Source organism: Gluconobacter albidus (assembly GCF_002723915.1).
Lineage (GTDB): Bacteria > Pseudomonadota > Alphaproteobacteria > Acetobacterales > Acetobacteraceae > Gluconobacter > Gluconobacter albidus.
Genome location: NZ_BEWL01000002.1, coordinates 204,155 through 229,578, shown reverse-complemented (window position 1 = coordinate 229,578; position 25,424 = coordinate 204,155). Strand labels below are relative to the sequence as shown.

The window sequence follows — 25,424 nt, the reverse complement described above, 5'->3', positions numbered from 1 at the left end:
TGCCCGCGCTCTGACGATAAGAAGAGATTATGGAGCCGTCCCAACCCTCCCCATCAGCTTTAACGCGCAAGCTTCCCCGCGATCATCGCGTGGATGCCCTTCGCGGCATTGCACTGCTGATGATGCTGGTGGACCATGTCCCGGATGACCTGCTCAATCGCATTACGATCCGCAATTTCGGATTTGCCGATGCGGCCGAAATCTTCGTCATGCTGGCAGGCTATGCCTCCTATCTGGCTTACGGGCGCCTGATCGACCGGGAGGGCTGGAAAACCGGCATCCACCGTATTCTGGCCCGCTGCCTGAAACTGTACCTGTACCAGACCGGCATGACGCTGGTTTTCGTCTGGACGGTCCGCCAATGGCGACACTACCAGCCCCTGCCGGAATATACGATCGAGCCCCAGCTCGCACACGGCTATAGCTGGCTGTGGCGCATCCTGACCTTCGATGCGCTGCCCAGCTATCTGAACATCCTGCCGCTTTATGTCGTGTTGCTGGCGCTGTTTCCGCTGATCTACTGGGTTCTCAAGCGCAGCCTGTGGCTGCTTATTGCTCTCAGTGTCGGCATCTGGGCCATCGCCAATCTGGATCCGCGCATTACCATCCCCAACTGGCTCGATCCCAGTGGATGGTATCTCAATCCGTTTGGCTGGCAGTTTCTCTATATCCTCGGCATTCTGGGCGCTGTCTGGGCTTCAAAAAACAACGGCGACCTGCCGTACCGTCCATGGGCCAAAGCCCTGTGTCTGGCCTACCTCGCCGGCGCTTTCGTACTGTGCTTCCCCTACGAATACTGGCACGTCCCGTTCCTGCGGGTTTTTCCGGCGCCCCCCAACACGGGCAAATCCACGCTGGCCATCTGGCGACTGCTAGACATCATGGCGATCTTCTATCTGGTGCAGTCTTCTGCTGCGCTGCGCCGTATTTCCGCCGACCGGATCGGCCAGAGCCTTGCCCTGCTCGGCCGGAATTCGCTGGAAGTCTTCGCCTGCAGCACGGTGCTCGATCTGCTGGGACGGCTGATGTTCGCCAGCTTCGGCATCAACCTGTGGGAACAGCTTGTGATGAATGTGGTCGGCCTCGGTCTGACCTATGCACTGGCCATACCGCTGGACCGTGTCCGCCAACGCGCCAGAGCCGCCCGTGCCTCTTCACGCAGCGTGGCTCCTGCGACACGGGCGTCCGAGTAGAAAATTCAGGCGTCCGGCTGCACGATCCGGTCTGGATGAAGCAGTTCAAAACGCTCCAGATCCGCCGAGAACAGACGGACCTGCACATCCATCCCGTCATCCCGATCCGTGCGTCCAACCACCTCACCGTGCTGGTAAAGCCAGGCCAGCGCCGCACCGTCCGTGATCGGCAGACGGACATCGACGGATTTCATGGATCGCGTCAGGTACTGGTCCAGAACCTCGAACAGATCCGGCAGACCCTCGCCTGTGATGGCGGAAATCGCGACAGCATTCTCACGCTTCGGAACCGCTTCGACACCGCCCACCAGATCGGCCTTGTTCAGAACCTCGATCGTGCGATCCGACCAGTGTGAATCCAGCACGCCATCCCGCACCATGCCGTCCAGCACGTTCAGGACGTCCGCCCGCTGGGCCACGCTGTCGGGATGCGAAATATCGCGCACATGCAAAATCACATCCGCCTGCGCCACTTCCTCAAGCGTCGCCCGGAATGCCGCGATCAGTTCGGTTGGCAGTTCGCTGATGAACCCCACCGTGTCGGACAGGATCACATTGCGCCCGGACGGCAGACGCATGCCGCGCATGGTCGGGTCCAGCGTGGCGAAAAGCTGGTCCTGCGCGTGAACGGACGCGCCGGTCAGGGCATTGAACAGCGTGGACTTGCCTGCATTGGTGTAACCGACGAGGGCCACGACCGGGAACGGTACGCGCTTGCGGGATTCACGGTGTAGGCCGCGTGTCCGGCGCACCTGTTCCAGTTCCTTGCGGATCTTGCCGATCCGCTCGGCCAGCATCCGGCGGTCGGCTTCCATCTGCGTCTCACCCGGGCCGCCGAGGAAGCCGAAGCCGCCCCGCTGACGCTCAAGATGGGTCCAGAGCCGCACAAGGCGCGAACGCTGGTATTCCAGATGAGCCAGCTCGACCTGCAACACACCTTCACGGGTGGCAGCGCGCGCGCCGAAAATATCAAGAATCAGCCCGGTTCGGTCCACGACCTTGCAGGCCAGGGCCTTTTCAAGATTGCGCTGCTGTCCCGGGGACAGACGCGCATCAATCACGACCACATCCACATCGTCGAGCTTCACAGCCTCGGCGAGCTGCTCGACCTGACCGCTTCCCAGCAGGGTCGCGGGGCGGCGTGCACGCAGCAGAATCGCGGCCTGACGCACCACGACCAGCCCGATCGACGCCGTCAGACCCACCGCTTCCTCAAGGCGCGCATCCGCCGCACGAATTTCTTCCTGCGGTCCGGACTTTTCCCACGGCAGGATGACCGCGGCGCGTGTTGCGGGTTTTTTGGTCTCGAAACCGCTCAAAGCTCTTCTTCCACAAAATTCATCGCCGTTACCGGCATGATCGTACTGACGGCGTGTTTGTAAACAAGCTGCACATGACCATCACGCCGCAGCAGCAGGGTCTGCGCATCCGACTGGGCCAGGATTCCCTGAAGCTTTACGCCATTGACCAGAAAGACGGTCACGGAGGCTTCCGTCCGGCGCAGATGGTCGAGGAAAACCTCCTGAACGGCACGAGAACCGACAGGAGAGGAATGTTCTGAAGTCACGCTGTTATCAGTCGACAGAGGAAAGAGAAGGAAAATCGACGGGCCATTTCAACCACTCACTGGCGTGGACGACGCAGGCGCACGGTCTTCATTTGTCGTCACGCCAAGCTGCTTGAGCTTGCGATGGAGCGCACTGCGCTCCATGCAGACAAAACTGGCCGTACGACTGATATTGCCACCAAAGCGCATGAGCTGCACCTGAAGATACTGCGTCTCGAACAGGTCCCGTGCCTCACGCAGCGGCAGGCTCATGACGTCGGCCCCGGAATTGAGGCGTGTCATGGACGGCGCGCCCTGACTGATGGTGGAGGGAAGCATGTCTGCCCGGATCGGATCATTGCCGGTCCCTGGCATCATAATCAGCAGCCGCTCCATCAGGTTGCGCAACTCCCGCACATTTCCCGGCCACTCATAAGATTGCAGCGCGGCAAGTGCATCGACCGACAGCTCCCGGACCGGCAGCCCGGAAGACTGGGCGCAGCGGTCAAGGAAGTGCCGCGCCAGACCCGGAATATCTTCGCGCCGTTCGCGCAGGGAGGGAATCCGTAGCGGCACGACCGCAAGGCGGTAATACAGGTCTTCCCGGAACCGGTGCGCGGCAATCTCGGACTGAAGGTCGCGGTTGGTGGTGGCGATGACGCGGATATCCACTTTCACCCGCGTATTGCCGCCCAGACGCTCGAAGGTCTGGTCCTGAAGCGCGCGAACAATCTTGCCCTGCGTTTCAGGCGGCATGTCCGCGACTTCATCAAGCAGGAGCGTTCCGCGATGGGCGCGCTCCAGCACGCCACGACGCATCGGCTGACCGTCTTCGCCCTCAAGGCCGAACAGTTCCTCTTCGAAGCGGTTGGGCGCCAGCGTCGCACAGTTCAGGGCAATGAACGGCCCTTCTGCCCGGCGCGAGCGCGCATGGATCATCCGCGCCGCCACTTCCTTGCCCGATCCGGCCGGACCGCTGATCAGTACACGGGAATTGGTGGGCGCAACACGCTCGATCTGGGCGCGGATGGCCGAAATGACGGCCCCCTCTCCCGAAAGGGTCGTTTCCGGGCCGGCCCTCAAACGCAGTTCCGCATTCTCACGTTGCAGGCGCGCGGCTTCAAGCGCGCGCCGCACCACCACCAGCAGCCGGTCCGACTGGAAGGGTTTTTCGATAAAGTCATAGGCGCCGAGCTTGAGGCTCGACACTGCCGTCTCGATGGTGCCGTGACCCGAGATCATGAGCGTCGGCAGGCCAGGTTCCTCGGTCTGGAAAATCTTGAGCAGTTCGATTCCATCCAGCCGGGAGCCCTGAAGCCAGATGTCCAGAATCGCCAGAGACGGACGATGCGCGCGAAAGAGTTCAAGCGCCTGATCCGAGTTGGCGGCAGTCCGGGTTCTGTAGCCCTCATCGTTCAGAATACCCTCGATGAGGAACCGGATGTCCGGTTCGTCATCGACGATCAGGATCTCATGTTCCATCTGCTGTCCTCATGGTCTGAAGGTCCGTTACAATCGGGACATGGCTCTCCTGCTCCCATAACGGCAGGGACAGGGTGACGCGCGTTCCCCGCTGCCCGGATGTCGGGCCACGGGAAAGGTCTGGTTCCCGATCAGTGAGCTGAAGCATCCCGGAATGGTCCTCCATGATCTTCTTGACGATCGCAAGGCCGAGGCCGGTGCCCTTCGCCTTGTGGGTTACATAAGGCTCGGTCAGCCGGTGGCGTTCCACCGTCGGCAGGCCGATCCCGTCATCTTCTATGTCTAGCAGGACATGCCCGCCGTGAATGTGCAAGCCCACCACAATGTGTCCTATTGGCTGCACTACCTGTCCTGCGGGCTGTCCGGAGACATTTTCTCCCGGTTTTCCGCGGCCTGCCATGCTGATGGCATCGGCTGCATTCTGTAGCAGGTTTGTCAGTGCCTGTCCGATGAGTCGCCGGTCACAGCGCGCGATCGGCCCTGACGGCGGCAGTCCAGCCGTCTCGAACACAATTTCGGGATGGGCATTTCTCTGGAGCACCAACGCCTCCCGACACAGCCGCGAGAAGTCCTCCGGCTGCATGACGGGCTGTGGCATCCGTGCAAAGGCGGAGAACTCGTCAACCATTCGCCCGATATCGCCGACCTGCCGCACGATCGTATCGACAAGCTGCGTATAGGTCTCGGGATCGGAATGGATTTCCTTGAGGAAGCGCCGCTTCAGGCGCTCTGCCGCTAACTGGATCGGGGTCAGAGGATTCTTGATCTCGTGCGCCACCCGCCGGGCCACATCCGCCCAAGCGGCTTTGCGCTGGGCAGACTGAAGATCCGTGATGTCATCGAAGGTCACGACATAGCCCGCGACATCCTGCCCGCGCAGCTCTGCCACGACCCGGACAAGCAGCGTGCGGCCCGCACCCGCACCCGCACCCGCACCCTCGCCCGGTCCACCTGGACGCTGCGCGCCTTCGGTATCCACCTGGATTTCGGCCGTATGGACGCGCTCTGGCGCCATGCGTGCCGCCTCCAGCAGAGCGGAGAACTCCGGCACACGCTCCGTCAGTTTCCGGCCGATGGCGGGCTGGAGGTCACGCTGGAGGACACTGGAGGCTGCGCGGTTCGGCAGTTCGATCACCTGCGCCCGGTCAAGCCCGATCACGCCCGCCGAAACGCCTGCCAGCACGGTTTCAGTAAAGCGGCGGCGCTCGTTGATCTGGTCATAGGCCTGCATCAGCTCGGAACGCTGGCTTTCGAGCTGGTCTGTCATGCTGTTGAACGCACGGGACAGCCCCGTCACCTCGTCATCCTTGTCTTCCCCCGCATCGTCGGGAACAGGAACGCGCACCCCGAGATCCCCTTTGGAAATCCGCTGGGCCGCCAGGATGAGAAGGCCCAGCGGATTGGCGATCCGGTTGGCCAGCGCCAGACCCGTCAGCATTCCCACCGCCAGAACCAGCAGGCCCATAAGCGCGAAAATGACCGCAAACAGGACCTGCGTCTTGCCGCGATTGGCAATCAGCCGCTGGTAATCCGTAACCAGCGTGTCCGTCCGGCGCATGTGTTCGACGACATCCGGATCGACCGGACGGGTGATGACCAGCATGAGTCCCGAATTGCCGCCCAGCGCCACTACGGCGCGCACCTTGCGCTGATCCGGGCGGTCAAGAATCACGGCCTCTCCATGCCGGGCCAGTTCCACGACCGATTTCGGCGGAAGGGGGGGCGCGGTGGACATATCGGCATCGCTGCCCAGAAGGCCACCGACGGCCAGCACCTTGGATGTCAGGGGATCGAAGACCTCCGCATCCGTCAGGCCCCGTTCCGTCACTTCGTCGTCCAGAAATTCCTGAAGACGCGCTGGGTCATGGAAAAGATCGGTGCCGCGCGAGAAAAGCTCGTCGTTCTGGACCGTGATCAGCGTGTTCGCGAGCGCGAAGGCCTCGGTCCGGGCATTGTCGTTATGCTCCTGCAGGTAACCGACCGCGACCGATCGTGCCTCCGTCAGCGCATCGTTCACACGGTTGGAAAACCAGATTTCCACGCCATAATGGAAAAACAGCGTCGCCACCGCCCCCACGACGATGGTCGGGGCGACCGCCACAATGCCAAACAGCGTAATGAGCCGTACATGCAGACGCGCACCCGCCAGGCCGAGTCTGCGCTCGGCCACCATCCGCCCGATCTGCACCACGGCGGCAGCCGCAATCAGCATGAGCATGATGAAATCGAGCAGGAACACGATCGCCTGAACCTGCGGGCGATGCGCCAGAGACATGCCGCCTGACAGCACGACGAACGTGGCAAAGGCCAGCACAAGCGCCATAACCGTCAGAAGAACCGCCCCGTTGGCACTCGTCAGCCTTGCAAACAGGCGCCTCAGGGAACGAAATTTCACTCGTCGATGCCTTTCGGGATCGTGATGTCCAGTTCTCGGATACGCTTGCGCAGGGTGTTGCGGTTTACACCCAGAATGGCGGCGGCGCGCAACTGGTTGCCGCAGGTGCGGCGCAGGACCATCGTAATCAGCGGCCGTTCGACTTCCCCCACCACGCAGGCATGCAGATCGCCCGCGCCGTTTTCCAGGTCACCCTCAAGATATTCGGACAAAGGCCTTTCCAGCGCCCGCTCCAGACCGCGGGGACGTGCCGTGCCCGTACCTGCCGCCAGACGACAGACCGCGCTGATCCGTTCAGGCCCCATCCGCTGCGCCGACGGGAGTGCCGACAGCCACTGATGCAGTCCTGCCGCCAGACCACCCTGCCTCAGAAGCAGGAGCGGATCGTGACGGCTTCCGGCGATGACGCGCAGATCCGTCTGAGCAAGACAGTCCACGAACCGGTCCTGCAGCGTGGGGCACAGACAGTCGATCTCGTCCAGCAGAAGGGTTCCACCCTGCGCCTGCTGGATCCAGCCCGCCTCGGCGCTCCCGAACAGTGCTGCCTCGCGCAGTGCGCGCGGGGTGGCGGTTAGAGCCGCCACCACGAAAGGGCGCTGCGCGCGCGGGCTGTGGCCGTGCAGCCTGCGGGCCACGTCCTGCCGGTCCAGCCGGGAGGCCCCGTAAAGGAAAACCGGATGACAGCCCTGCTCGACCAGACCGGATACGGACGCTTCCGTCATGAACGGCGCATGATCTCAGGCCGCCTCACGCGTGCCATCGCGGCTCAGACTGCCGGCCGGGCCGGCTTCGCGGTTCCGGACAACACCGGCTTCGATATGACGGTCATAGAAGCCTTCAAGCAGCGCGATGGCTTCAGCGGCATTATCCACATTATTGATTGTAGAGCGGAACGTCGCAGACCCCGGCAGCCCGGCGGAATACCAGGACACATGCTTGCGTGCGAGCCGCAGACCCGGACGCTCGCCGAAATGGTCAAGCATCATGCGATAATGACGCAGGGCGATTTCTTTTTCCGTGGCCAGATCGGGATCCGGCACGTCTTCGCCTGTCCGCAGGGACTGCGCCACCTGTGCCGTGAACCACGGGCGGCCATAGCAACCCCGCCCGATCATGACGCCATCGGCCTGAGACTGGTGTAGCGCCTCACGCGCATCGCGGATGGTGTTGATATCGCCATTGACGATAACCGGCAGCGACACCGCGTCCTTCACCGTTTTGACGAAACGCCAGTCCGCCGTGCCGTTATAGAACATCTGCCGGGTGCGACCGTGGACCGTCACAAGCCGGATTCCGCTCTCTTCCGCGATTTTTGCCAGACGCGGCGCATTGAGGGAGTTGTGGTCCCACCCCATGCGCATCTTAAGCGTCACCGGCACATTCACGGCCCGCGCCGTGGCTTCCAGCAGCTTCCCGGCCAGAACCTCGTCGCGCATCAGTGCGGAGCCAGCCATCTGCCCGATCGCCACTTTCTTCACCGGACAGCCAAAATTGATGTCGATGAGGTTTGCCCCTCCATCGACCGAAATCTTCGCCGCCTGCGCCATGGCTTCGGGATCACACCCGGCAAGCTGGACCGCATTGGGACCGCGCTCGGCCATCCGAGCCATACGCATGGTGTTTTCGTTCTCACGGATCATCGCCCAGGAGGCGATCATTTCCGATACGACAAGCCCTGCTCCCAGATCGCGCGCGAGCTGACGGAACGGCAGATCCGTCACCCCCGAGAGCGGGGCGAGAATCACCGGGTCCTCGATCACCACGCCCTGCCCCAGATCAATGGGTTTCAGAACACGGTTCGGAGGGGCGGTTTCAGGCGCGTCGGGCGTGACGGAAGGTGAGGAAACAGTCATGGCCCTTCCAATTTACCGCCCTGCCCCCGCAAGCGCAAACGCTCCTTTGAACGCAACCCGCCTTACGGTCCGCGCGCTATGGCCTGTGACAGTTTCCACGCCCATCCGGCCAGTGCTTTTACGGAGAAGACCATGCCGCATATCACGACCAGTGACGGAATCCGCATCCATTACGAGGAACAGGGGCACGGACGGCCCATCGTCATGATTCATGGCTGGACGTTTTCGGGACGCTTCTTTCACCGCAATGTCGGCCCGATCTCCGAACAGGCCCGCGTCATCACTGTGGACCTGCGCGGCCACGGACGTTCGGAAAAACCATCACATGGTTACAGGATCGCCCGTCTGGCCGCCGATCTGCGGGATCTGCTGGTGGCGCTGAACCTGCGGGACGTCACGGTTCTGGGCTGGTCGATCGGCTGTCCGGTCATCTGGTCGTATCTGGAACTGTTCGGATCAGAGCGCATCCGCAACGCCATATTCGTCCAGCAGACCCCGAAACAGTATTATTCTGCTGACTGGAAGCTCGGCCATGCCGACTGTTACGACCAGGCGGGCCTGACGGCCGTACAGCAGCAGCTGACCCTTACCCCGGAAGACTTCGACCTGGCCAATCTGGAAAACTGCATCTGTCATCCGCTTGCGGACGAGGAAAAGGCCTTCCTGCTTCGGGAGATGGCGCAAAGTCCCTCACATGCCCGCAGCGCCATGATGGCCGACCACACCACGCAGGACTGGCGCGATGTCCTGCCGCGTTTCACGCTTCCGGCTCTGATGATGGTGGCCCGCAAGGACAAGGTCCTTAACCCGGAGGGGCCCGCCTGGGTCGCGCAGCACATGCCCAACTGCCAGGGCGTAGACTTTACGGACAGTGCCCACATGGTCTTTCTCGATGAGACCGAAAAATTCAACCGCACCGTTCTCGACTTCATGAAGGGCTGATCCCATGACGACACTGCCTTTCAGCTTCGGCATGAACGAATTCACGACCCAGCCCTGGTCATTCGAGGAAGACGTAACCCGTTACTGCGCGCTTGACGTGGATGCGATCGAGATCTGCGAAGCCAAGCTCGATCCAAACCGCATCGAAGAACAGATGCGCCTTGTGAGAGAGAGCGGCCTGACCGTCAGTGCCGTGCAGCCTGCTGTGCGTACATTTTTCGGCAGCGCCATGGTGCCCGAGCCCGGCGCACCCGAAGCCCGCGTCGAACGTCTGACCCGGAGTCTGAAAACCCTAGCCCCGCATGTGCCCGGCAGCGTTTTCGTCACCAATACCGGCGCCCCACCCAAGGGCAATATGCGCCGCACCATGGACGAGACGGTGCGCTTTCTGCGTGCCCTCTGCCCCCTTGCGGACGATCTGGGTGTCTCCCTGTCACTGGAACCGCTCAACCCGACCTCTGTAAACACCGAAAGTGCGATCTGGACCATCGAACAGGCGCTGGACATCATCGATGGCGTCGGACACTCCGCCATGGGTCTGTGCCTGGATTACTGGAACATCTGGCAGCAGAAAGACGTCTGCGCGGCCATCCGGGCCGCAGGCCGGAAGATCAACGTTCTTCAGGTCAGCGACTGGCGCACACCCTGGTCCGCAGCGGACCGTCTGATCCCCGGCGATGGCTGCATTCCGCTTCATGAAATGCTGCATGCCACATGGGATGCAGGTTTTCGGGGCGCCTGCACTGTGGAGATCTTCTCATCCGGCGTGCCGGACAGCCTCTATGACCGTGACCTGAACGAAGTCATCCGCTTCTGCCGCGAAGGACTGAATCAGGCCTGGACCAGTACAGCCTGATTTTCAGTCGACTATTTTCATTCGGTCGGCCCGATTTCCTCGCGATGCCGCTTCAGACCGTCCTGCGTGATGACGAAGCGTCCGTCATCTCGCAGTTCAGACAGCCCCAGCCGCTCCAGTCGCTCCAGACAGGGCTGGTCCTTCAAACCTGTCGGACGGCCCGTCGCGCCACAGAGCAGGAGCCGGTGCAGCGTCGAACGGCAGCACGTCTCAAGATAAGGCTCGTCATAGGATTCAGCGGTGAAGGCATTGGACATGCTCTCGCGTCTATCGTGTCCCCACGCCACGGCCAAGACAAAACGACGTCACCCATCGTCCAGAGCTGTGAGGCAGGTGCTTCACAGTGCGGATTGGAGTATGGAAACGATTCATGATCGATCTCGGAACGCTCGTCACCCCCCTCCTGCACCGCTTCGACACCGAAACGGCGCATGAACTCGCCATTCACTCTCTCGCTCTTGGCCTCGGTGGTCAGGCTCCGAAAGACGTCCCGGCCCTCTCGACCCGCACGCTCGGCCTGCGCTTTCCCAACCCGATCGGCCTGGCCGCCGGGTTCGATAAAGACGCCCGCGCCATCCGCCCGCTTGCCAAGCTGGGCTTCGGGCATATCGAGGCCGGAACCGTGACGCCTCGCCCCCAGCCCGGCAATCCGGGCCCACGCCTGTTCCGGCTGGTCGAGGACGGCGCGATCATCAACCGCATGGGGTTCAATGGCTGCGGCGTTGACCGCTTCTGCCGACGTCTCGCCCGTCTGCACCGTCCGATGCCCAATGGCCGGATGCGCGGCCCGACTGTGCCGCTGGGTGTGAATATCGGCATCAACAAGACCGGTTCCGACCCGCTGCGGGACTATCCCGAACTTGTAGCCCGCGTGCGCCCGTATGCCGACTACATCACGATGAACCTGTCGTCGCCCAACACACCGGGACTGCGGGATCTTCAGTCGGCGGCGATGCTGAAAGAGCTTCTCGCGGCCATCAACACGCGCAATCCCGAACGGCCGCCGCTTCTGGTCAAGCTCGCGCCGGATCTGGATGACAGCTCCTACGAACCGATCCTCGAGGCCGCCATCGACGGCGGCGCGCAGGGTCTGATCCTGACCAACACAACCATCGCTCGTCCTGGTACCCTGCGCGATCCGGCAGCCCGCGAGACCGGCGGCCTGTCCGGACGCCCTCTGGCAGCCCGCTCTCGGGATGTGCTGCGGATTGTCTCGGGGCTGAACAAGGGTCGGCTGGCGCTCATCTCCTGCGGTGGGATCGAAACCGGAGAGGACATTCTTGCCCGCATCCGCATGGGCGCGGACATGGTGCAGATCTATTCGTCCTTCGTGCTTCAGGGCCCCGGCATCCTGAGCCGCATGAAACAGGAACTTCTGGACGCCATGCGCCGCGACGGCTTCGAGTCGATCGCGGATGCCCATGGGGTCGACTGGCAGGACTAAGCATTCAGGTCCTTCCCGGTTCGGGGCATCTTTCCTGATCCGGGAAAGGTGCCCTTTTCATATCCGTACTGTCCGCAGCAATCGAACCTCTGTCTCTGCAAACCGTTGAAAACCCATCAAGACACTGAACGGAACACCCGACGCATGACCACACGGCCTGCCGCGCGCGCCTTTTCATCTTTCAGCAGACAGCGGTCCGGAGCCGTTTGTGGACGTACTCTGGGTGTTCTGTTCGTCACTGTTGCGCTGGCATTTGCCGGACTGGCTCCTCCTATCGCGCTCGCTGCACCTCAGGCTGCTTCCGCCCCGGCAGTCGCCGTGCCTTCCAAAAAAGATGTTGGAAAAGATTCACAGTCCGATCCCACCACGTCCGGTCTGGGATGGGCTGCGGTTTCCACCACCATTGCTCATCAGCTCGACGACAGCGCCACCACTCTGCGGCAGGTCTTCGCCGTTCTGAACCGCAAGGACGAAAATACGGGCAACAGCGAGCTCGACAGCCTGTCGTCCCGGATCCAGAAGGTCCAGCAGAACACGCAGGACGCCGTCACGCAGATCCAGTCCTATGACAACATCACCGAATCTTTTCTGAAGATCCTCGGCACCAGCGCGGCGGAAAACGAAGATCCCTCCGTCACGGCACAGCGCCAGCGGATGCAGCAGAATGCGCAGTCCGTGAAATCGGCCCTGATCCGCGCCAGACTCTATAATCTTCAGGCCCAGCAGCTCAACACAGCCATCAACGCGCGCCGCACACAGCTTCAGCATGCGGCACTGTCCGAACACACGGTTTCACCGCTGGCTCCGCGCTTCTGGAATACACTCCTGACCGAACGCGCCGAAAACCACTCTTCGTTTCATCCGGGCGGTGTTCTGGCGGACTGGCTCCATCTCCTGATCGGCTGCGCGATCACCTTCGTGGTCATTGGCCTTAGCTCCCCTCTGATCCTGCGTCTGCTCAAGCGTTGTGGTGCCCATTTCCGCCCCGCCACTGAAGACAGCGTGAAAGAGGCTCTCTCCGCCAGCATCATTGCCATCACGCTCAATGGTGCGCTGGAAGCCCTGATCGCTACCCTGACATGGTTCATCTGGGCTGCGGCCACCCTGCCCGATGGTGGCGGCCCGATCGGTGCGATCATTGGCGAGACCGTTCCCGTCTGCGGCTTCATCATTGGCGCCGGTCTGCCAGTATTCGGACGGAGCGGCGTTCTGGCACAGGGCAATCCCGGTGAGCGCAAGGCGCTTCGGGGAGTGGACTGGATTCTGGCGATCAGCATTCTTCTTCTGGACCTGCTGCGTGCGTTTCAGGCCCAGGATGCTTTTGGCCCAACGCTTCAGATCCTGCTGGAAATCGTGTTCTCCATCGCCATCGGCCTGTGTGCCGTGGATACGTTCCGCCGACTGGGCAACCAGAACGATACGCGCGGCTTCGCGCCGTCCGCACTCGGTGTGTCCAGCCTGCTTCTGACCGTCACGGTCATTTCCATCCTGCTGGGCTATGTGGCCTTCGCCTTCACACTCAATGGCTGGCTGCTCTCGCTGGGCACGGGCGTGGCCATCGTGGCACTTCTGGGTCTGTGCTGGCGCGATGTTCTGGAGCGGCTGTTCTCGGAAGGTAGTTTCTTCAGCCTCCGCCTGATGCAGCTTGGCCTTCCCCAACCCCGCCTGTCGCAGATCGGAGTGATCCTTTCCGGGCTTGGAAATATCCTGCTGCTTCTGCTGCTGTTTTCCATTGCACAGACAGATGGCAGCTTCAGCGTCACGGACATTACCAACAGGCTCTGGCTGCTGTTCGTCGGCAACACCATCCACGGCGTAAAGATCTCTCTCGATACAGTCGTGCTGGTCATCGTGCTGGCCGTGGCCGCCTATTACATCATCCGCCAGACCCGAAGCTGGATCAGGGACCGTTTCTTCCCCACAACCCGCCTCGACATCGGCAGCCGGACGTCGATCCTCAGCATTTTCACCTATTGCTCGTGGATCCTTGTTGGCCTTGGTATTCTCTCCATTGCCGGGGTGTCCGTGCAGAACCTGACCTGGGTGGTCAGTGCCCTCTCGGTCGGTATCGGTTTCGGTCTGCAATCCATCGTGCAGAACTTCGTCTCCGGCGTTATTCTCATGGCCGAGCGGCCGGTGCGCGTTGGCGACATGGTTGAGATTGCCGGCACACGGGGCGATATCAAACGCATCAGCATCCGCGCGACCGATATCGGGCTGAGTGATGGTTCGACCATGATCGTTCCGAACTCCCAGTTCATCACGACAAGCGTCAAGAACGCCACGCTGAGCGGAGCAACGGGCAGCCTTACCCTGACATTTCAGGTGCCGGTGGCGACCCATCCGGAAAGGGCAAAATCCATGCTGCTGGAAGTTGCGGCACATCGCGACGAAGTCCTCGCGACACCTGCCCCGAAAGTTCGGGTCAGTGCCATTACTGCAGACAGCCTGACCCTGACCCTGAGTATCGCCCTCGCCTCCGCCCGGGACGCCAGCAGCGTGCAGGATGCCATTCTTTTTGACGTCTTCCGCCGGTTTCGTTCCGAAGGTATCGCCATCACGACAGCCTGATCAAAAATACAGGGCGGGACTCCGGGAAATACTCGATTTCTGGACGGACTGACCATAATGTCAGTCCGTCCAGAGAAATCAGGATTCAGACCGATGCCGTCTCCGACACATATTCCCGGTGAAAAGTCAGGCGGACAGGTCTTTCATCTGCCTGTGCGCTCCAAAACGCTTTCCAGAGCGGAAGCAGCAGCCCATCTCGCGCTACCAGAACGCAGGATGAAGCTGCTTTCCCTTCTCGGCACGGGGCCTGCGCACACGCAGGGTCCTGATGGCAGAATTGCCTATCGCCGGGAGGATCTGGAACTCTATCTTACGGCCCTGCACGAAAAAGCCGATATTTCCGGGACTGAAATGACGCGCCGCCGGGCACAGGCGGCGCCCAGCCGTCAACGCGCGCTGGAGCTCGTGCAGATCAACAGCAAAACCGGATTTCCCGATCCTGACCCGTTCATGATGCTGGCCACCGGCGCAGATGCCCGTCACCACGCCTGTTTTTTCGTCATCAAGGTCATGGCGCTATTCGGGCTGATCATGCTCTGCATTTCGTCCACCCCGCTGCTGCGGGCGCATTTCAACTGACGAATCCTCCAGACGCTCCCCTGTCGCCTTCAGAAGGCAACAGGAGTTTCAGCCATGACGGTCCATCAGCATGTTCGTCACCGCTGCCTTGAAGGGCAGAAGGCGGTTGGCCACCGCAAGCCCGGCCCGGCGCGCCATGAGGAACGGAGCTTCGTCGCGGGTGTAAACGGTTGCAATCGCATTGGTGGCCGCAAAAAGCGGCGCCGTGGCCAGACGATGCGTGCGTTCGAAACGGGACAGAACGGATGGGTCACCCGCATCGCCCGGGCCGTCCGCAATCGCCTTGGCCAGAACCTCCTGCCCCTTGAGGCCAAGATTGAACCCGTGCGCCGTAATCGGGTGCATCCCCACCGCGGCATCCCCGATCAGGGCCAGACGCGGCGCCTGAAAGCGATGGGCGTAAACGGCTTTGAGCGGATAGACGCAGCGCGCGCTCTCCAGCGTCATTGGCCCCATACGGCCCTGCGTACGGGCGGTGATATCTTCGCTGAAGGCCTTCCCATCGAGCGCCTTGAGACGCGCGATCTCGTCCGGCTCCAGCGTCAGAACCAGCGACGAACAGGAGCCCGGACGGTCATCTGCTGCGACCGGCAGAAGAGCAATCGTCTGCCCTTCATCAAACCACTGAAGCGCCGTATTGGCATGCGGCTCGGGATGCCGCATCCGGCAGACCATGATTTTGCGCTGGAAATCGTGAACGATCGCCCCGATCCCGGCTTCGGTCCGCAGGCGTGAAAAACGCCCGTCTGCCGCGATCAGCAGATCAGCCTCAAGACGCTCGCCATTGGCCAGAACAACGCCTGCCGAGCGCGTATCGTGCCAGGAACTGGCAATGCCTTCTCCGGCCTTGATCTTCACGCCGGGCATCCGCGACACCACGCGATACAGCGCTCGCCGGATCAGATGGTTCGCCACCATATGTCCGAGCGCATCGGGGCCATCGGCTGGCGCATCGAACAGAAGCGGCGGATTTCCCGTCTTTCCGGTCTCAATCCGGGCCGTATACATCGGGCAGATGCTGCCAGCGGGGATTTCGTCCCATGCCCCGACGGCCTTCAGCCATTCCGAGGCATGATGTGTCAGCGCGATTTCCCGCCCGTCAAAAGGCGGATCGGCCAGCACATCCACAGATGACCGCTCGACAAGGCAGACCCTGCGTCCGTCCCGCGCCAGTGAGAGAGCCGCAGCCAGCCCGACCGGACCACCACCGGCGATAATAACGTCGTAACGCATCAGCTCAGCCGGCATCAGCAGCGAACTTGATGGCGTCTCCCTTCCAGACCGCCATGTAATCGTCGACTTCAGGACGTTTGCGCTCATCCGAATGCTTTCCGGGCGTTCCGACGAACAGGAAACCTGCCAGACGATGCGGCTCGGGCAGCCCGAGCGACTCAAGAAGTACGCGGTCCTCGCAGAATGGACCCGTCACCCACATGCCGCCGAATCCGGACGCATGGAGCGCGTTCAGGACGTTCATCGCCCCTGCCGCCACAGCCATTTCCTGTTCGATGACCGGGATTTTTCCTTCCGGCTTAAGATGCATCCCGAGTGCTATGATCATCGGCATGTTGGAAAAGCGGTGATGGCGCTTGGTCTTCTTGGCCTCGGGCGCATCAGGCTCCTGCCGCCCCATCGCTTCCACCACGAGATCCGCGAACGCCTCGCGATGCTTGCCCTTGATCACCGTATAGCGCCAGGGCCGCATCTTCCCGTGATCCGGGGCCCGCAGACCTGCGGAGAGAATGGTGCGGAGGTCATCCCCCTTCGGTGGAGGCTCGACGAGATGGTCCGTCGAGGCGCGGGAGAGAAGGACGTCGAGGGGAGAATGATGATGTGCCATAATCAGGAAATATGGGCCTATCTCTCCTCCCCGCCAAGGGCAATTTCCTGACACGGCCCACTTCAAGGAAACGTGACGCCCTTTCGGGCCATCTCCCGCGAGAACGTACTTTCCCCGCTCCCTTTTTCTGCCTTTGCTTTTTCTTTCTGCCTACGTACGGATTTTGCACTCATGTTGGCTGGACAACGTGGAAATCCGCGCCATGCTGGTGTAGCAGGGATGTCATGAACGACATCCGCCACGCCAGCCTGCATCGCGCCACCAGCGAAACCGACATCACCCTTGCCCTCACGCTCGACGGCGAAGGCCGCTCCGACGTGGACAGCGGCATCGGCTTTTTCGATCACATGCTGACGGCGCTGGCCAAACATGGCGGCTTCAACCTTGACCTGAAGGCCAGGGGAGACCTGCATATCGACGGGCATCATACCGTCGAGGATGTCGGCATCGTTTTCGGACAGGCCTTCCGTCAGGCCATCGGCGACAAGCGCGGCATCGAGCGTTTCGGCCATGCCCTCGTCCCGCTGGACGAAGCCCTGTGCGAAGCCGCGGTGGATATTTCCGGCCGTCCCTATCTCGCATGGAATGTCGTCTTCCCCCGCGAGAAGATCGGCACGATGGACACGGAACTGTTCGAAGAGTTTTTCCGCGCCTTCGCCATGTCCGCCCATATCGCCCTGCATCTGACCTGCAAGGCCGGCACAAACGCCCATCACATCGCCGAAAGCGGCTTCAAGGCCGTTGCCCGCGCCCTGAAGGTGGCGGTCTCGCATGATCCGCGTTCGGCGGGAGCCATTCCCTCCACCAAGGGCGTGCTGTGAAGCTTTACATTCCCTGCACAAAGCCCGGTGCTTCCGGCCCGCAGATGCCCGTCATGGTGCAGGACGGCTTTTCATGGCGCGTCCTGTTTTTCGGCTGGTTTGGTCTGCTGACCTATGGCGCATGGATTTCCGCCCTTCTGGCCGCAGCCGTGACGATGATCCTGCTGCATGTCCTGAAAGGATTCTGGTCCCGGCTGGACCTGATCGTGGCCATCCACGTTGTGCTCGCCAGCTTCACGGCTGAGATCCGTCTGTGGGAACAGCGCCTGAACGGCCGCGTCCCCGGCACGCCCATCGCCGCCCCCAGCCGGGACATCGCGCTCCTGCGCTGGATGGACCAGCAGCAATACGCCCCTTCCTACGGCACATCCCCGGAGTTTCCATGCGCGTCGTCGTAATTGACTACAATGGCGGAAATCTCGCCTCGGCCGCACAGGCTGCCCGCAAGGCCGCGACGCGCAAGGGAATCGAGGCCGATGTCGTCATCTCCCGCGACGCAGACGACATCCTCACCGCAGACCGCCTGATCCTCCCCGGTCAGGGCGCATTCGCAGACTGCGCGCAGGGTCTCGGCCCGGAACTGCGCACTATGCTGGAAACCGCAACCGCCAATGGTACACCCTTTCTCGGCATCTGCGTCGGCATGCAGCTTATGTGCGAATATGGCCTCGAACATGGACGCACCGAAGGGCTGGGCTGGATTTCCGGCAATATCCGCCGCATGGATGAAGCCGCCAGTGCGGGCCTGCGCCTGCCGCATATGGGCTGGAACACGCTGGACTTCACGCCCGGCGCGCATCTGCTGACGGACGGTCTCACGCCTGGCAATCACGGTTATTTCGTTCACTCCTATGCCCTGCATGACGGGACGGACAGCGATCTGGTCGCCACCGCGCAGTACGGCACGCAGGTTCCGGCCATCGTCGCTCGCGGGAACCGCTGCGGCACGCAGTTCCACGTTGAAAAAAGCCAGGATGTCGGCCTGACTATCCTCGGCAACTTCCTGCGGTGGACTTCATGACGATCACCTGCGAACGGGTCGTCTCGTCGCTATCACCCGAAGATCTGGATGCCCTGATCGAAGCGACATCGGCCGGCATTCTGGACGGCGGCGGCTTCGGCTGGCTCCAGCCTCCTGGCCCGCAGGCTCTCGCTCGCTATTTCGAAGGGCTGCTGCTCGTCCCTGAGCGCAGCTTCTACGTCGTACGCGAAAATGGTGTGATCTGCGGCGCGGGGCAGCTTGTGCGTCCCCCTGCAAGTTATGAAGCCCATGCGGCAACCGCCAACCTGACCGGCTTTTTCGTGGCGCCCTATGCCCGAGGCCGCGGTCTGGGACGCGCGCTTCTGGAAGCCATGCTCAAGGGCGCAAAGGCCATTGGCTGCAAGGTTGTAAACTGCGACATCCGCGAAACGCATGTCGCCGCTATCGGGCTGTTCCGGTCATTCGAATTCGAACACTGGGGCACGCATCCTTATTATGCACGGATCGGAGGGCAGACGGTGCGCGGACTTTTTCTCTCAAAACTTCTGGCAAACGAGAACGAGGCCGCCCGCTGGCAGTCCAGCATCGCGATGCCTGACGCCAGTGGTTCCGCACCCGATGCGCTCGCCGAACCGGAAGCGCACGCTCCGGCACACGGCCTGACGCTCTATCCTGCCATCGACCTCAAGGACGGCGCCTGCGTCCGCCTGCGCCGCGGGGAAATGGAAGATGCCACCCATTATTCCGACGATCCCGGGGCACAGGCCCGTCTGTTCGCCGAGGCCGGGTGCCGTCACATCCATGTCGTGGATCTGAACGGTGCCTTTGCTGGCCGCTCCACCAATATTCCGGCCATTGAATCCATCGTGAAGGCTACAAGCCTTCCCGTACAGCTCGGCGGTGGCATCCGGGATATGGCTGCGATTGAACGCTGGCTCGAAGCGGGCGTCTCCCGCGTCATTCTCGGCTCCGTGGCCGTCAAGGACCCCGAACTGGTTCGGCAGGCCGCTCGTGCTTTCCCGGGGCGCATCGTCGCTGGCATCGACGCCCGACAGGGCCGCGTCGCCACCGAAGGCTGGGCAGAAGTCTCCGAACTCGAAGCCAACGACCTTGCTTTGCGCATGGAAGATGCCGGTGTCGCCGCTGTGATCTTCACCGAGATCACCCGCGACGGCATGCTGGCCGGGCTGGATCTGGAACAGACCGCCGATATGGCCCGCCGCCTGTCCATTCCCGTCATCGCCAGCGGCGGGGTCGGCAATCTGGAGCATCTCAAGGCCCTGCGCGACATCGCACGGGACGTTCCAGGCATTTCCGGTGCCATTGTCGGTCGCGCCCTCTATGATGGTCGCATCGCGCTCAAAGACGCTCTGGACGTCCTCGGATCATGCTGAAACTGCGCGTCATCCCCTGTCTGGACGTCAAGGACGGTCGCGTCGTCAAAGGCGTGAACTTCGTCTCCCTGCGCGATGCGGGCGATCCGGTCGAACAGGCCAAGCTCTATGACGCTGCCGGCGCTGACGAACTGACCTTTCTCGACATCACGGCCAGCGTCGAAAACCGGGACACCATCCTTGATGTCGTCCGCCGCACGGCCGAGGCTATCTGCCTCCCCCTGACCGTGGGTGGAGGGGTGCGCACCTGTGAAGACATGCGCCGCCTCCTGCTGGCCGGTGCCGATAAATGCGCCGTCAACTCGGCCGCCATCAAAAATCCGGCCCTGATCCGCGAAGCTTCTGAACGCTTCGGCAGCCAGTGCATTGTCGTCGCCATCGACGCACGATCCAATGGACAGGGCGGATGGGAAGTCTATGCCAAGGGCGGCCGCGAACCCACGGGGCTGGATGTCGTGGAATGGGCGCGGAAAATGCAGGATCTGGGCGCAGGCGAAATCCTGCTCACCAGCATGGACCGCGACGGCACCCGCGCAGGCTTTGACCTCGACCTGCTGCGCGCGGTCTGCAACGCCGTGACAGTTCCGGTCGTCGCTTCTGGTGGTGTGGGCGAATTACAGCATTTCGTGGAAGGTGCAGAAGTTGGCGCAAGTGGCCTTCTGGCGGCAAGTGTGTTCCACTTCGGCCAGTTCCGGATTGATGAAGTCAAGAACGCGCTGAACAAGGCCGGCCTGCCGGTCAGGCTTGGAGAATAAGATCATGGGTAAACCCGCCACCAAACCGGCTCCAAAGCCTTCGAAGCAGCAGGACGATAAAAAGTCTGATGCCCTGCAGGAACAGGTCCTCCAGCGCCTCTATGACACGGTTCAGTCCCGTCGTGGCACTGATCCGTCGCTTAGCCATTCCGCGCGCCTGATGTCCCGCGGCCGCAACAAGATCGCCCAGAAATTCGGCGAAGAAGCCGTGGAATGCCTGATCGAAGCCGTCAACGGCAACCGCAAGGAACTGATCGGGGAAAGCGCGGACGTGCTGTACCACCTGATCGTCATGTGGGTGGACGCAGGCGTCTCACCCGAAGACGTCTGGACAGAGCTCAAGCGCCGCGAAGGCACGAGCGGCATCGCCGAAAAAGCTGCCCGCCCCAAGGAAAAGCTCGGCTGAGCAGGAGCCCGACCATGACATACGATCCCGGCAATATCTTCGCCCGCATCCTGCGCAGAGAAATTCCTGCGCATACCGTTTATGAAGACGACTTCGCCCTTGCCTTCCACGACATCGCCCCGCAGGCTCCGATCCACGTTCTGGTCATCCCCAAGGGCCCTTACGTTTCCATTGCCGATTTCGGTGCGACAGCCTCTGCGGAAGAAATCACGGGCTTCTGGCGCGCGGTCTCAAAAATCGCTGAAGAACAGGGCCTGACCCACGAAGGTTTTCGACTCATCAGCAATTCCGGCCCCAATTCCGGACAGGAAGTTCCCCATTTCCATGTTCATCTCTTCGGCGGAAAAAGCCTGGGTCCCCTCCTGACACAAAAAACTTCCTAAATAATGCTTGCCAAGATCCGAAGGGCCTCCTATTAAGCCCTTCGCCTCGTCCCATTCGTCTAGAGGCCTAGGACACTGCCCTCTCACGGCGGCAACAGGGGTTCGAATCCCCTATGGGACACCATCTGATTTATTGCAGTCTTGTGCAAATTTCACAGATGATTAAGCGGCAGGTCAACTTTTAAAATGTTGGGTTATTCCTGAAATAATCGGGAAAATACGGGCTCTGATTCAGGCCTTTACGACATGTAACCCGCTGAATTACGTCGGCATCACGCACGGCAGGTGAATTTATTCGGAAGTTTCTTTGAAAACGGACGAAGTATTTACTGCCTCAGAGAATACTACAGGACGCTGCGGGCTATCGTTAACCCGCAGGCTGAAGACGTCAGGGCGTGCATAATGGCCGGCAACGTCGAGATCGTATTTGCCGCGGATCACGTCGTCCAGATCAATATCGGCCGTAAGGACGGCTTCACGATCATAGATTGGTCCGGCAATGATTTCCCCGAGCGGACTGACGATCACGCTGCCGCCACGAATGAGCACGGTCTCCGGGTCATTGCCCTGATGGCAGGTATAATTTTCTGGCGCGTCGGCGCGCGTCATGTACTGACAGGCGCTGAGAACAAACGTCCGCCCTTCATAGGCAATATGCCGCATTGAAGCCTGCCAGATGTCGCGCTCGTCCACCGTGGGCGCGCACCAGAGATTGATGCCCCGTGCATACATGCTCTGACGCAGGTCTGGCATATAATTTTCCCAGCAGATTGCAGCTCCGATCCGCCCGATATCCGTATCGAAGACTGGAATGGTCGAACCGTCCCCCTGCCCCCAGACCAGCCTTTCGGTTCCGGTCGGCATCAGCTTGCGATGTTTGCCCAGAAGATTTCCGTCAGGCCCGAAAAAAAGCGCCGTACAGTAAAGCGTGGCGCCGTCACGCTCGATGACACCAACGACAAGATGTGCCTTCATTTTCGCTGCGAAAGAGCCGATCCGCGCTGTTTCTACCCCTGGCACATCAATTGCCGCTTTCCAGTAGCGCAGATAGTCCTCACGCCCTCCCGGGAAACGACTGCCCAGAACAGCGCCGAAATTTAGCCCCTTTGGATAGCCGCCGACATACGCCTCCGGAAAGACTGCAAGCTCAACGCCCTGTGCCGCAGCAGCTTCGCAATGGGCTTCCATCCGATCCAGTGTGCGGGGGGTGTCGAAGAGACTGGTTCCTGCCTGAATGACGGCGACGCGACGCTGGCTCATGTCCGGATCTCTTATGGAGGTGGTGGATTGCAATGGCGGAGAGAGTGGACTTCCCTGCATTATCGGGCAAATTGATTGTTTTGATAGTCAAAATCACCATGGTCGATATTTCACGCCTTGATTTCAATCTGGCCACCACCTTTCTCGCACTCTGGGAAGAACGCAGCGTCTCCAGAGCGGCACACCGATTGTCCCTGAGCCAGTCGGCTGTCAGTGCTTCTCTGGCGCGCCTGCGGGAAGCGGCAGATGATCCATTGTTCGTCCGTACGCGTGAGGGCATGCAACCCACCCTTCGGGCGATTGCCATGGCAGAGCCACTTCAGGACGGAGTGGCCCGGATCCATACAGCGTTCTCGACCGTCACGGCATTTGATCCGGCAACCAGCCGGCAGCACTTTTCCTTGGGAATGTCAGACGATTTCCAGATCGCAATCGGCCCACTGATCGCAAGGCGGCTGGCAGCGGAAGCGCCCCGTATTTCAGTAACGTTCAGGCAGGCCAACAGGCACCGGGTCGAGGCGCTTTTCGCAGCGGGCGAAATCGACTTTGCCCTGGTTGCACAGCCAAACGTGCGTTCCGGATTACAGCAGCAGGAGATTGGACAGTCCGGTTATGCCTGTCTGCTTGATCCGATCGCCTGTGGCCTTACACTTCCACTGCGTCTCGAAGACTATCTGGCTCTGCCACATCTTCTGGTGTCGTTTTCAGGCCGCGAGGGCATTGTAGATCATGTCCTGAAGAATCTTGGCCTGTCGCGACGGGTACAAACGGCTTTAACGCATTTCTCTGCACTACCACCATTCCTGACCGGGACGCGGGCTGTTGCCACACTACCAGTGCACGCCGCTCGAAGTATTGCTGCAGTTTCGGGCCTTACGGTCTGCGCGGCGCCCATTGATCTGGGCGAATATTCTGTGTCGTTACTCTGGCAGCGTACGGCAGATAATCCCTGGATACGTCAGATCATCCGCGACGCTTTCGCACAGTTTCGGAAAACAGAAAATTAACCCGTCCGGAGAGCGGACTATCCCACGTTCACACCCGGCAGGGTCTTGCCGGGATTCAGGATATTTCCAGGATCAAAAGCCGCCTTGATCGCCCGCATCATATCAAGAGCCACAGTGTTTTTGTGCCGCGCCATGGATGGCAGCTTGCAAAGACCGATCCCATGTTCTGCCGAGAATGTCCCGTCCATTTCCACTGCGAGAGCATCAATGGCTGCACGCAGGGCCGCTTCGACTGCGGGGTCACTTCCTGAGGGCCACACCGTATAATGGATGTTTCCGTCACCAAAATGCGCGACGGCAATGTCCGTAAATCCGGGATCTATTGCAGCCATGATTTCCGGAATACGGTCGAGGTAGTCTGGAATCCGATCCAGCGGAACGGCAACATCAGTATCAATGACGGGATGGCGTTGAAAGGCGAGTTCTGCGGCGGCCTCCCGGAGCGCCCACATTTCCTGACGCTGTGTGTCACTCTGGGCGACAACGGCATCCACCAGTATCCCCCTCTCCAGAGCATCAGCCAGAACTGTCTCCAGAATCTCCCCTAGCTCCTCGTTCCGCACAGTCGCCAGTTCCACAAGAAGAACCGCAGGATAGGAGACATCGAAAAACCGGCGGCCCGCCGGCACGAGGGCCTCATATCCGGCAACGTAACTGCGGGACATGAACTCATAGGCCGTCACGGCATTCCCAGAAGCATCCTGGAAAGCATTCAGCAATGCAGGTGCTACGCTCAGATCTTCAAGCGCGACCAGCGCCGTTGCATGAAACAGAGGTCGAGGATGCAGTTTCAGGATGGCCGCAGTAATGATCCCGAGCTGCCCTTCCGCTCCGATGATGAGATCACGCAGATCGAAACCGGAATTGTCTTTCTTCAGGGCCGTCATCAGATCAAGGACAGAGCCGTCCGGAAGCACAACTTCAAGCCCCAGACAAAGATCGCGCACGTTGCCGTAACGCAGGACATTCGCACCCCCCGCATTGGTGGAGAGCACGCCCCCAATCATCGCAGAACCCGCCGCTCCAAACGCAAGCGGAAACGTCAAACCGTGCTGAGCGGCCGCGGAATCAAGCGCTGCCACAATGACGCCGGCTTCGACAATGGCCACACGGGCATCATTTCTGATCTCGCGGATCCTGTTCATCCGTTCGATGGAAACCAGAATGGCCTCCGGTCCATAAGCTCCGCCATTGAGGCCGGTATTGCCGGCGATCGGAACGACCGGAACATGATACTGGCCTGCAAGACGCAGGATCGCGGCGACCTCATCACGATTTGCGGGACGGACAACGGCCAGAGGCTGTCCCTCGAACTGGCCTGTCCAATCCCGTGACCAGCGCTCCGTTGCAGACCCCGCGAAGACCTGATCCACCCCGACAATCGCCTGCAATCCGGCATGGATCGCCTCTATCCGGTTATCCATTTCCATCATCACTCCTGTCCTGACCTGACATTCAGCCGCATGCGATCCCCGGTTTCTGGGAGAGTCCTCAGATATTGGCCTGACATATCAAAGACAGCACGGAAACGGCCGCCTCCCACTGCTGTCACTTCCGTGTCCGCATCATCTTCCTGGAACGCAATCATCCCGGATCGTTACAACCGGGAACTTTCTTATAGTCAGCCTTCCCCTAGCCTCAAGGGGTATAATAAAAATAAATACCAACCGGTCCAATTCTGATTATCATGATAGATTTAGAGCAAGATTCTGCTG

Annotated in this window: 25 protein-coding genes and 1 tRNA gene; 15 read left to right on the top strand and 11 right to left on the bottom strand. The window is 61.0% G+C overall.

The window, feature by feature from the left end:
• The first annotated feature begins 29 nt into the window (after window positions 1-29).
• Window positions 30-1,193 carry an OpgC family protein gene (locus tag GAL01_RS03985; protein ID WP_062028965.1) on the top strand — a complete coding sequence of 388 codons (1,164 nt, stop codon included), beginning with the start codon at window positions 30-32 and terminating at the stop codon, window positions 1,191-1,193.
• 5 nt (window positions 1,194-1,198) lie between these two features.
• On the opposite strand, the gene hflX is transcribed toward GAL01_RS03985, so the two are convergent.
• The 6 genes from hflX to dusB are packed head-to-tail and all read right to left on the bottom strand — an operon-like array spanning window position 1,199 to window position 8,469.
• Window positions 1,199-2,512 (bottom strand): GTPase HflX, encoded by a 1,314-nt coding sequence (hflX, locus tag GAL01_RS03980; RefSeq protein WP_062028963.1) that lies wholly within the window; start codon window positions 2,510-2,512, stop codon window positions 1,199-1,201.
• Window positions 2,509-2,760, bottom strand: a complete 252-nt coding sequence (hfq, locus tag GAL01_RS03975; RefSeq protein WP_062028961.1) for an RNA chaperone Hfq — start codon at window positions 2,758-2,760, stop codon at window positions 2,509-2,511. Before hfq ends, hflX begins: the two co-directional genes overlap by 4 nt.
• Window positions 2,761-2,808: 48 nt before the next feature.
• Window positions 2,809-4,221 carry a nitrogen assimilation response regulator NtrX gene (ntrX, locus tag GAL01_RS03970; RefSeq protein WP_062028959.1) on the bottom strand — a complete coding sequence of 471 codons (1,413 nt, stop codon included), beginning with the start codon at window positions 4,219-4,221 and terminating at the stop codon, window positions 2,809-2,811.
• Entirely contained in the window at window positions 4,211-6,616 is a 2,406-nt protein-coding gene (locus GAL01_RS03965) for a sensor histidine kinase NtrY-like (RefSeq protein ID WP_062028957.1), read from the bottom strand. The genes ntrX and GAL01_RS03965 overlap by 11 nt, the downstream gene beginning before the upstream one ends.
• Entirely contained in the window at window positions 6,613-7,338 is a 726-nt protein-coding gene (locus tag GAL01_RS03960) for a sigma 54-interacting transcriptional regulator (protein WP_062028955.1), read from the bottom strand. Before GAL01_RS03960 ends, GAL01_RS03965 begins: the two co-directional genes overlap by 4 nt.
• Window positions 7,339-7,353: 15 nt before the next feature.
• Window positions 7,354-8,469 carry a tRNA dihydrouridine synthase DusB gene (gene dusB / locus GAL01_RS03955; RefSeq protein ID WP_062028953.1) on the bottom strand — a complete coding sequence of 372 codons (1,116 nt, stop codon included), beginning with the start codon at window positions 8,467-8,469 and terminating at the stop codon, window positions 7,354-7,356.
• A 132-nt stretch (window positions 8,470-8,601) separates the two neighbouring features.
• On the opposite strand from dusB, the gene GAL01_RS03950 reads away from it, so the two are divergent.
• Both GAL01_RS03950 and GAL01_RS03945 read left to right on the top strand, forming a co-directional pair.
• Window positions 8,602-9,411: an alpha/beta fold hydrolase gene (locus tag GAL01_RS03950; protein WP_062028951.1), complete on the top strand. Its 810-nt coding sequence runs from the start codon at window positions 8,602-8,604 to the stop codon at window positions 9,409-9,411.
• 4 nt (window positions 9,412-9,415) lie between these two features.
• Window positions 9,416-10,267, top strand: a complete 852-nt coding sequence (locus GAL01_RS03945) for a sugar phosphate isomerase/epimerase family protein (RefSeq protein WP_062028949.1) — start codon at window positions 9,416-9,418, stop codon at window positions 10,265-10,267.
• 17 nt (window positions 10,268-10,284) lie between these two features.
• Here the strand turns inward: GAL01_RS03945 and GAL01_RS03940 are convergent, their stop codons facing one another.
• Window positions 10,285-10,524: a hypothetical protein gene (locus GAL01_RS03940; RefSeq protein ID WP_062028947.1), complete on the bottom strand. Its 240-nt coding sequence runs from the start codon at window positions 10,522-10,524 to the stop codon at window positions 10,285-10,287.
• Window positions 10,525-10,637: 113 nt separating this feature from the next.
• Here GAL01_RS03940 and GAL01_RS03935 point away from each other — a divergent pair, with 113 nt between their 5' ends.
• The 3 genes from GAL01_RS03935 (at window position 10,638) to GAL01_RS03925 (ending at window position 14,861) form a co-directional block, all read left to right on the top strand.
• Window positions 10,638-11,711 (top strand): quinone-dependent dihydroorotate dehydrogenase, encoded by a 1,074-nt coding sequence (locus tag GAL01_RS03935; RefSeq protein WP_062028946.1) that lies wholly within the window; start codon window positions 10,638-10,640, stop codon window positions 11,709-11,711.
• A 144-nt stretch (window positions 11,712-11,855) separates the two neighbouring features.
• Window positions 11,856-14,282 carry a DUF3772 domain-containing protein gene (locus GAL01_RS03930; RefSeq protein WP_174694437.1) on the top strand — a complete coding sequence of 809 codons (2,427 nt, stop codon included), beginning with the start codon at window positions 11,856-11,858 and terminating at the stop codon, window positions 14,280-14,282.
• Between the two features lie 93 nt (window positions 14,283-14,375).
• On the top strand, window positions 14,376-14,861 hold the full coding sequence (locus tag GAL01_RS03925; RefSeq protein ID WP_062028944.1) for a hypothetical protein: 486 nt from the start codon (window positions 14,376-14,378) through the stop codon (window positions 14,859-14,861).
• 48 nt (window positions 14,862-14,909) lie between these two features.
• Here GAL01_RS03925 and ubiM read toward each other — a convergent pair whose 3' ends face one another.
• Both ubiM and GAL01_RS03915 read right to left on the bottom strand, forming a co-directional pair.
• The gene (gene ubiM / locus GAL01_RS03920) at window positions 14,910-16,094 is read right to left on the bottom strand and encodes a 5-demethoxyubiquinol-8 5-hydroxylase UbiM (RefSeq protein WP_062029013.1); all 1,185 of its coding nucleotides are present in this window, start codon (window positions 16,092-16,094) and stop codon (window positions 14,910-14,912) included.
• Between the two features lie 4 nt (window positions 16,095-16,098).
• Window positions 16,099-16,701, bottom strand: a complete 603-nt coding sequence (locus GAL01_RS03915) for a nitroreductase family protein (RefSeq protein WP_062028942.1) — start codon at window positions 16,699-16,701, stop codon at window positions 16,099-16,101.
• Window positions 16,702-16,925: 224 nt separating this feature from the next.
• Here GAL01_RS03915 and hisB point away from each other — a divergent pair, with 224 nt between their 5' ends.
• The 8 genes from hisB to GAL01_RS03875 all read left to right on the top strand — a co-directional run bounded on the left by hisB (window position 16,926) and on the right by GAL01_RS03875 (window position 21,566).
• A complete protein-coding gene (gene hisB / locus GAL01_RS03910; RefSeq protein ID WP_062028941.1) occupies window positions 16,926-17,522 on the top strand; it encodes an imidazoleglycerol-phosphate dehydratase HisB in 597 nt (198 codons plus the stop codon).
• Entirely contained in the window at window positions 17,519-17,920 is a 402-nt protein-coding gene (locus tag GAL01_RS03905; protein WP_062028938.1) for a hypothetical protein, read from the top strand. The genes hisB and GAL01_RS03905 overlap by 4 nt, the downstream gene beginning before the upstream one ends.
• The gene (hisH, locus tag GAL01_RS03900; RefSeq protein WP_062028936.1) at window positions 17,905-18,543 is read left to right on the top strand and encodes an imidazole glycerol phosphate synthase subunit HisH; all 639 of its coding nucleotides are present in this window, start codon (window positions 17,905-17,907) and stop codon (window positions 18,541-18,543) included. Before GAL01_RS03905 ends, hisH begins: the two co-directional genes overlap by 16 nt.
• Window positions 18,540-19,898: a 1-(5-phosphoribosyl)-5-[(5-phosphoribosylamino)methylideneamino]imidazole-4-carboxamide isomerase gene (hisA, locus tag GAL01_RS03895; protein WP_062029011.1), complete on the top strand. Its 1,359-nt coding sequence runs from the start codon at window positions 18,540-18,542 to the stop codon at window positions 19,896-19,898. Before hisH ends, hisA begins: the two co-directional genes overlap by 4 nt.
• Window positions 19,892-20,653, top strand: a complete 762-nt coding sequence (gene hisF, locus GAL01_RS03890) for an imidazole glycerol phosphate synthase subunit HisF (RefSeq protein ID WP_062028934.1) — start codon at window positions 19,892-19,894, stop codon at window positions 20,651-20,653. Before hisA ends, hisF begins: the two co-directional genes overlap by 7 nt.
• A 4-nt stretch (window positions 20,654-20,657) precedes the next feature.
• On the top strand, window positions 20,658-21,059 hold the full coding sequence (locus GAL01_RS03885; protein ID WP_062109905.1) for a phosphoribosyl-ATP diphosphatase: 402 nt from the start codon (window positions 20,658-20,660) through the stop codon (window positions 21,057-21,059).
• 14 nt (window positions 21,060-21,073) lie between these two features.
• Window positions 21,074-21,442 (top strand): histidine triad nucleotide-binding protein, encoded by a 369-nt coding sequence (locus tag GAL01_RS03880; RefSeq protein ID WP_062109904.1) that lies wholly within the window; start codon window positions 21,074-21,076, stop codon window positions 21,440-21,442.
• A gap of 48 nt (window positions 21,443-21,490) precedes the next feature.
• Window positions 21,491-21,566, top strand: a tRNA-Glu gene (locus GAL01_RS03875).
• A 167-nt stretch (window positions 21,567-21,733) separates the two neighbouring features.
• Here the strand turns inward: GAL01_RS03875 and GAL01_RS03870 are convergent.
• On the bottom strand, window positions 21,734-22,702 hold the full coding sequence (locus GAL01_RS03870) for a carbon-nitrogen hydrolase family protein (RefSeq protein ID WP_062029341.1): 969 nt from the start codon (window positions 22,700-22,702) through the stop codon (window positions 21,734-21,736).
• A 98-nt stretch (window positions 22,703-22,800) separates the two neighbouring features.
• Here GAL01_RS03870 and GAL01_RS03865 point away from each other — a divergent pair, with 98 nt between their 5' ends.
• On the top strand, window positions 22,801-23,709 hold the full coding sequence (locus tag GAL01_RS03865; protein ID WP_082790688.1) for a LysR substrate-binding domain-containing protein: 909 nt from the start codon (window positions 22,801-22,803) through the stop codon (window positions 23,707-23,709).
• A gap of 17 nt (window positions 23,710-23,726) precedes the next feature.
• Here the strand turns inward: GAL01_RS03865 and GAL01_RS03860 are convergent, their stop codons facing one another.
• The gene (locus GAL01_RS03860; protein WP_197458976.1) at window positions 23,727-25,142 is read right to left on the bottom strand and encodes an FAD-binding oxidoreductase; all 1,416 of its coding nucleotides are present in this window, start codon (window positions 25,140-25,142) and stop codon (window positions 23,727-23,729) included.
• Window positions 25,143-25,424: the final 282 nt, after the last annotated feature.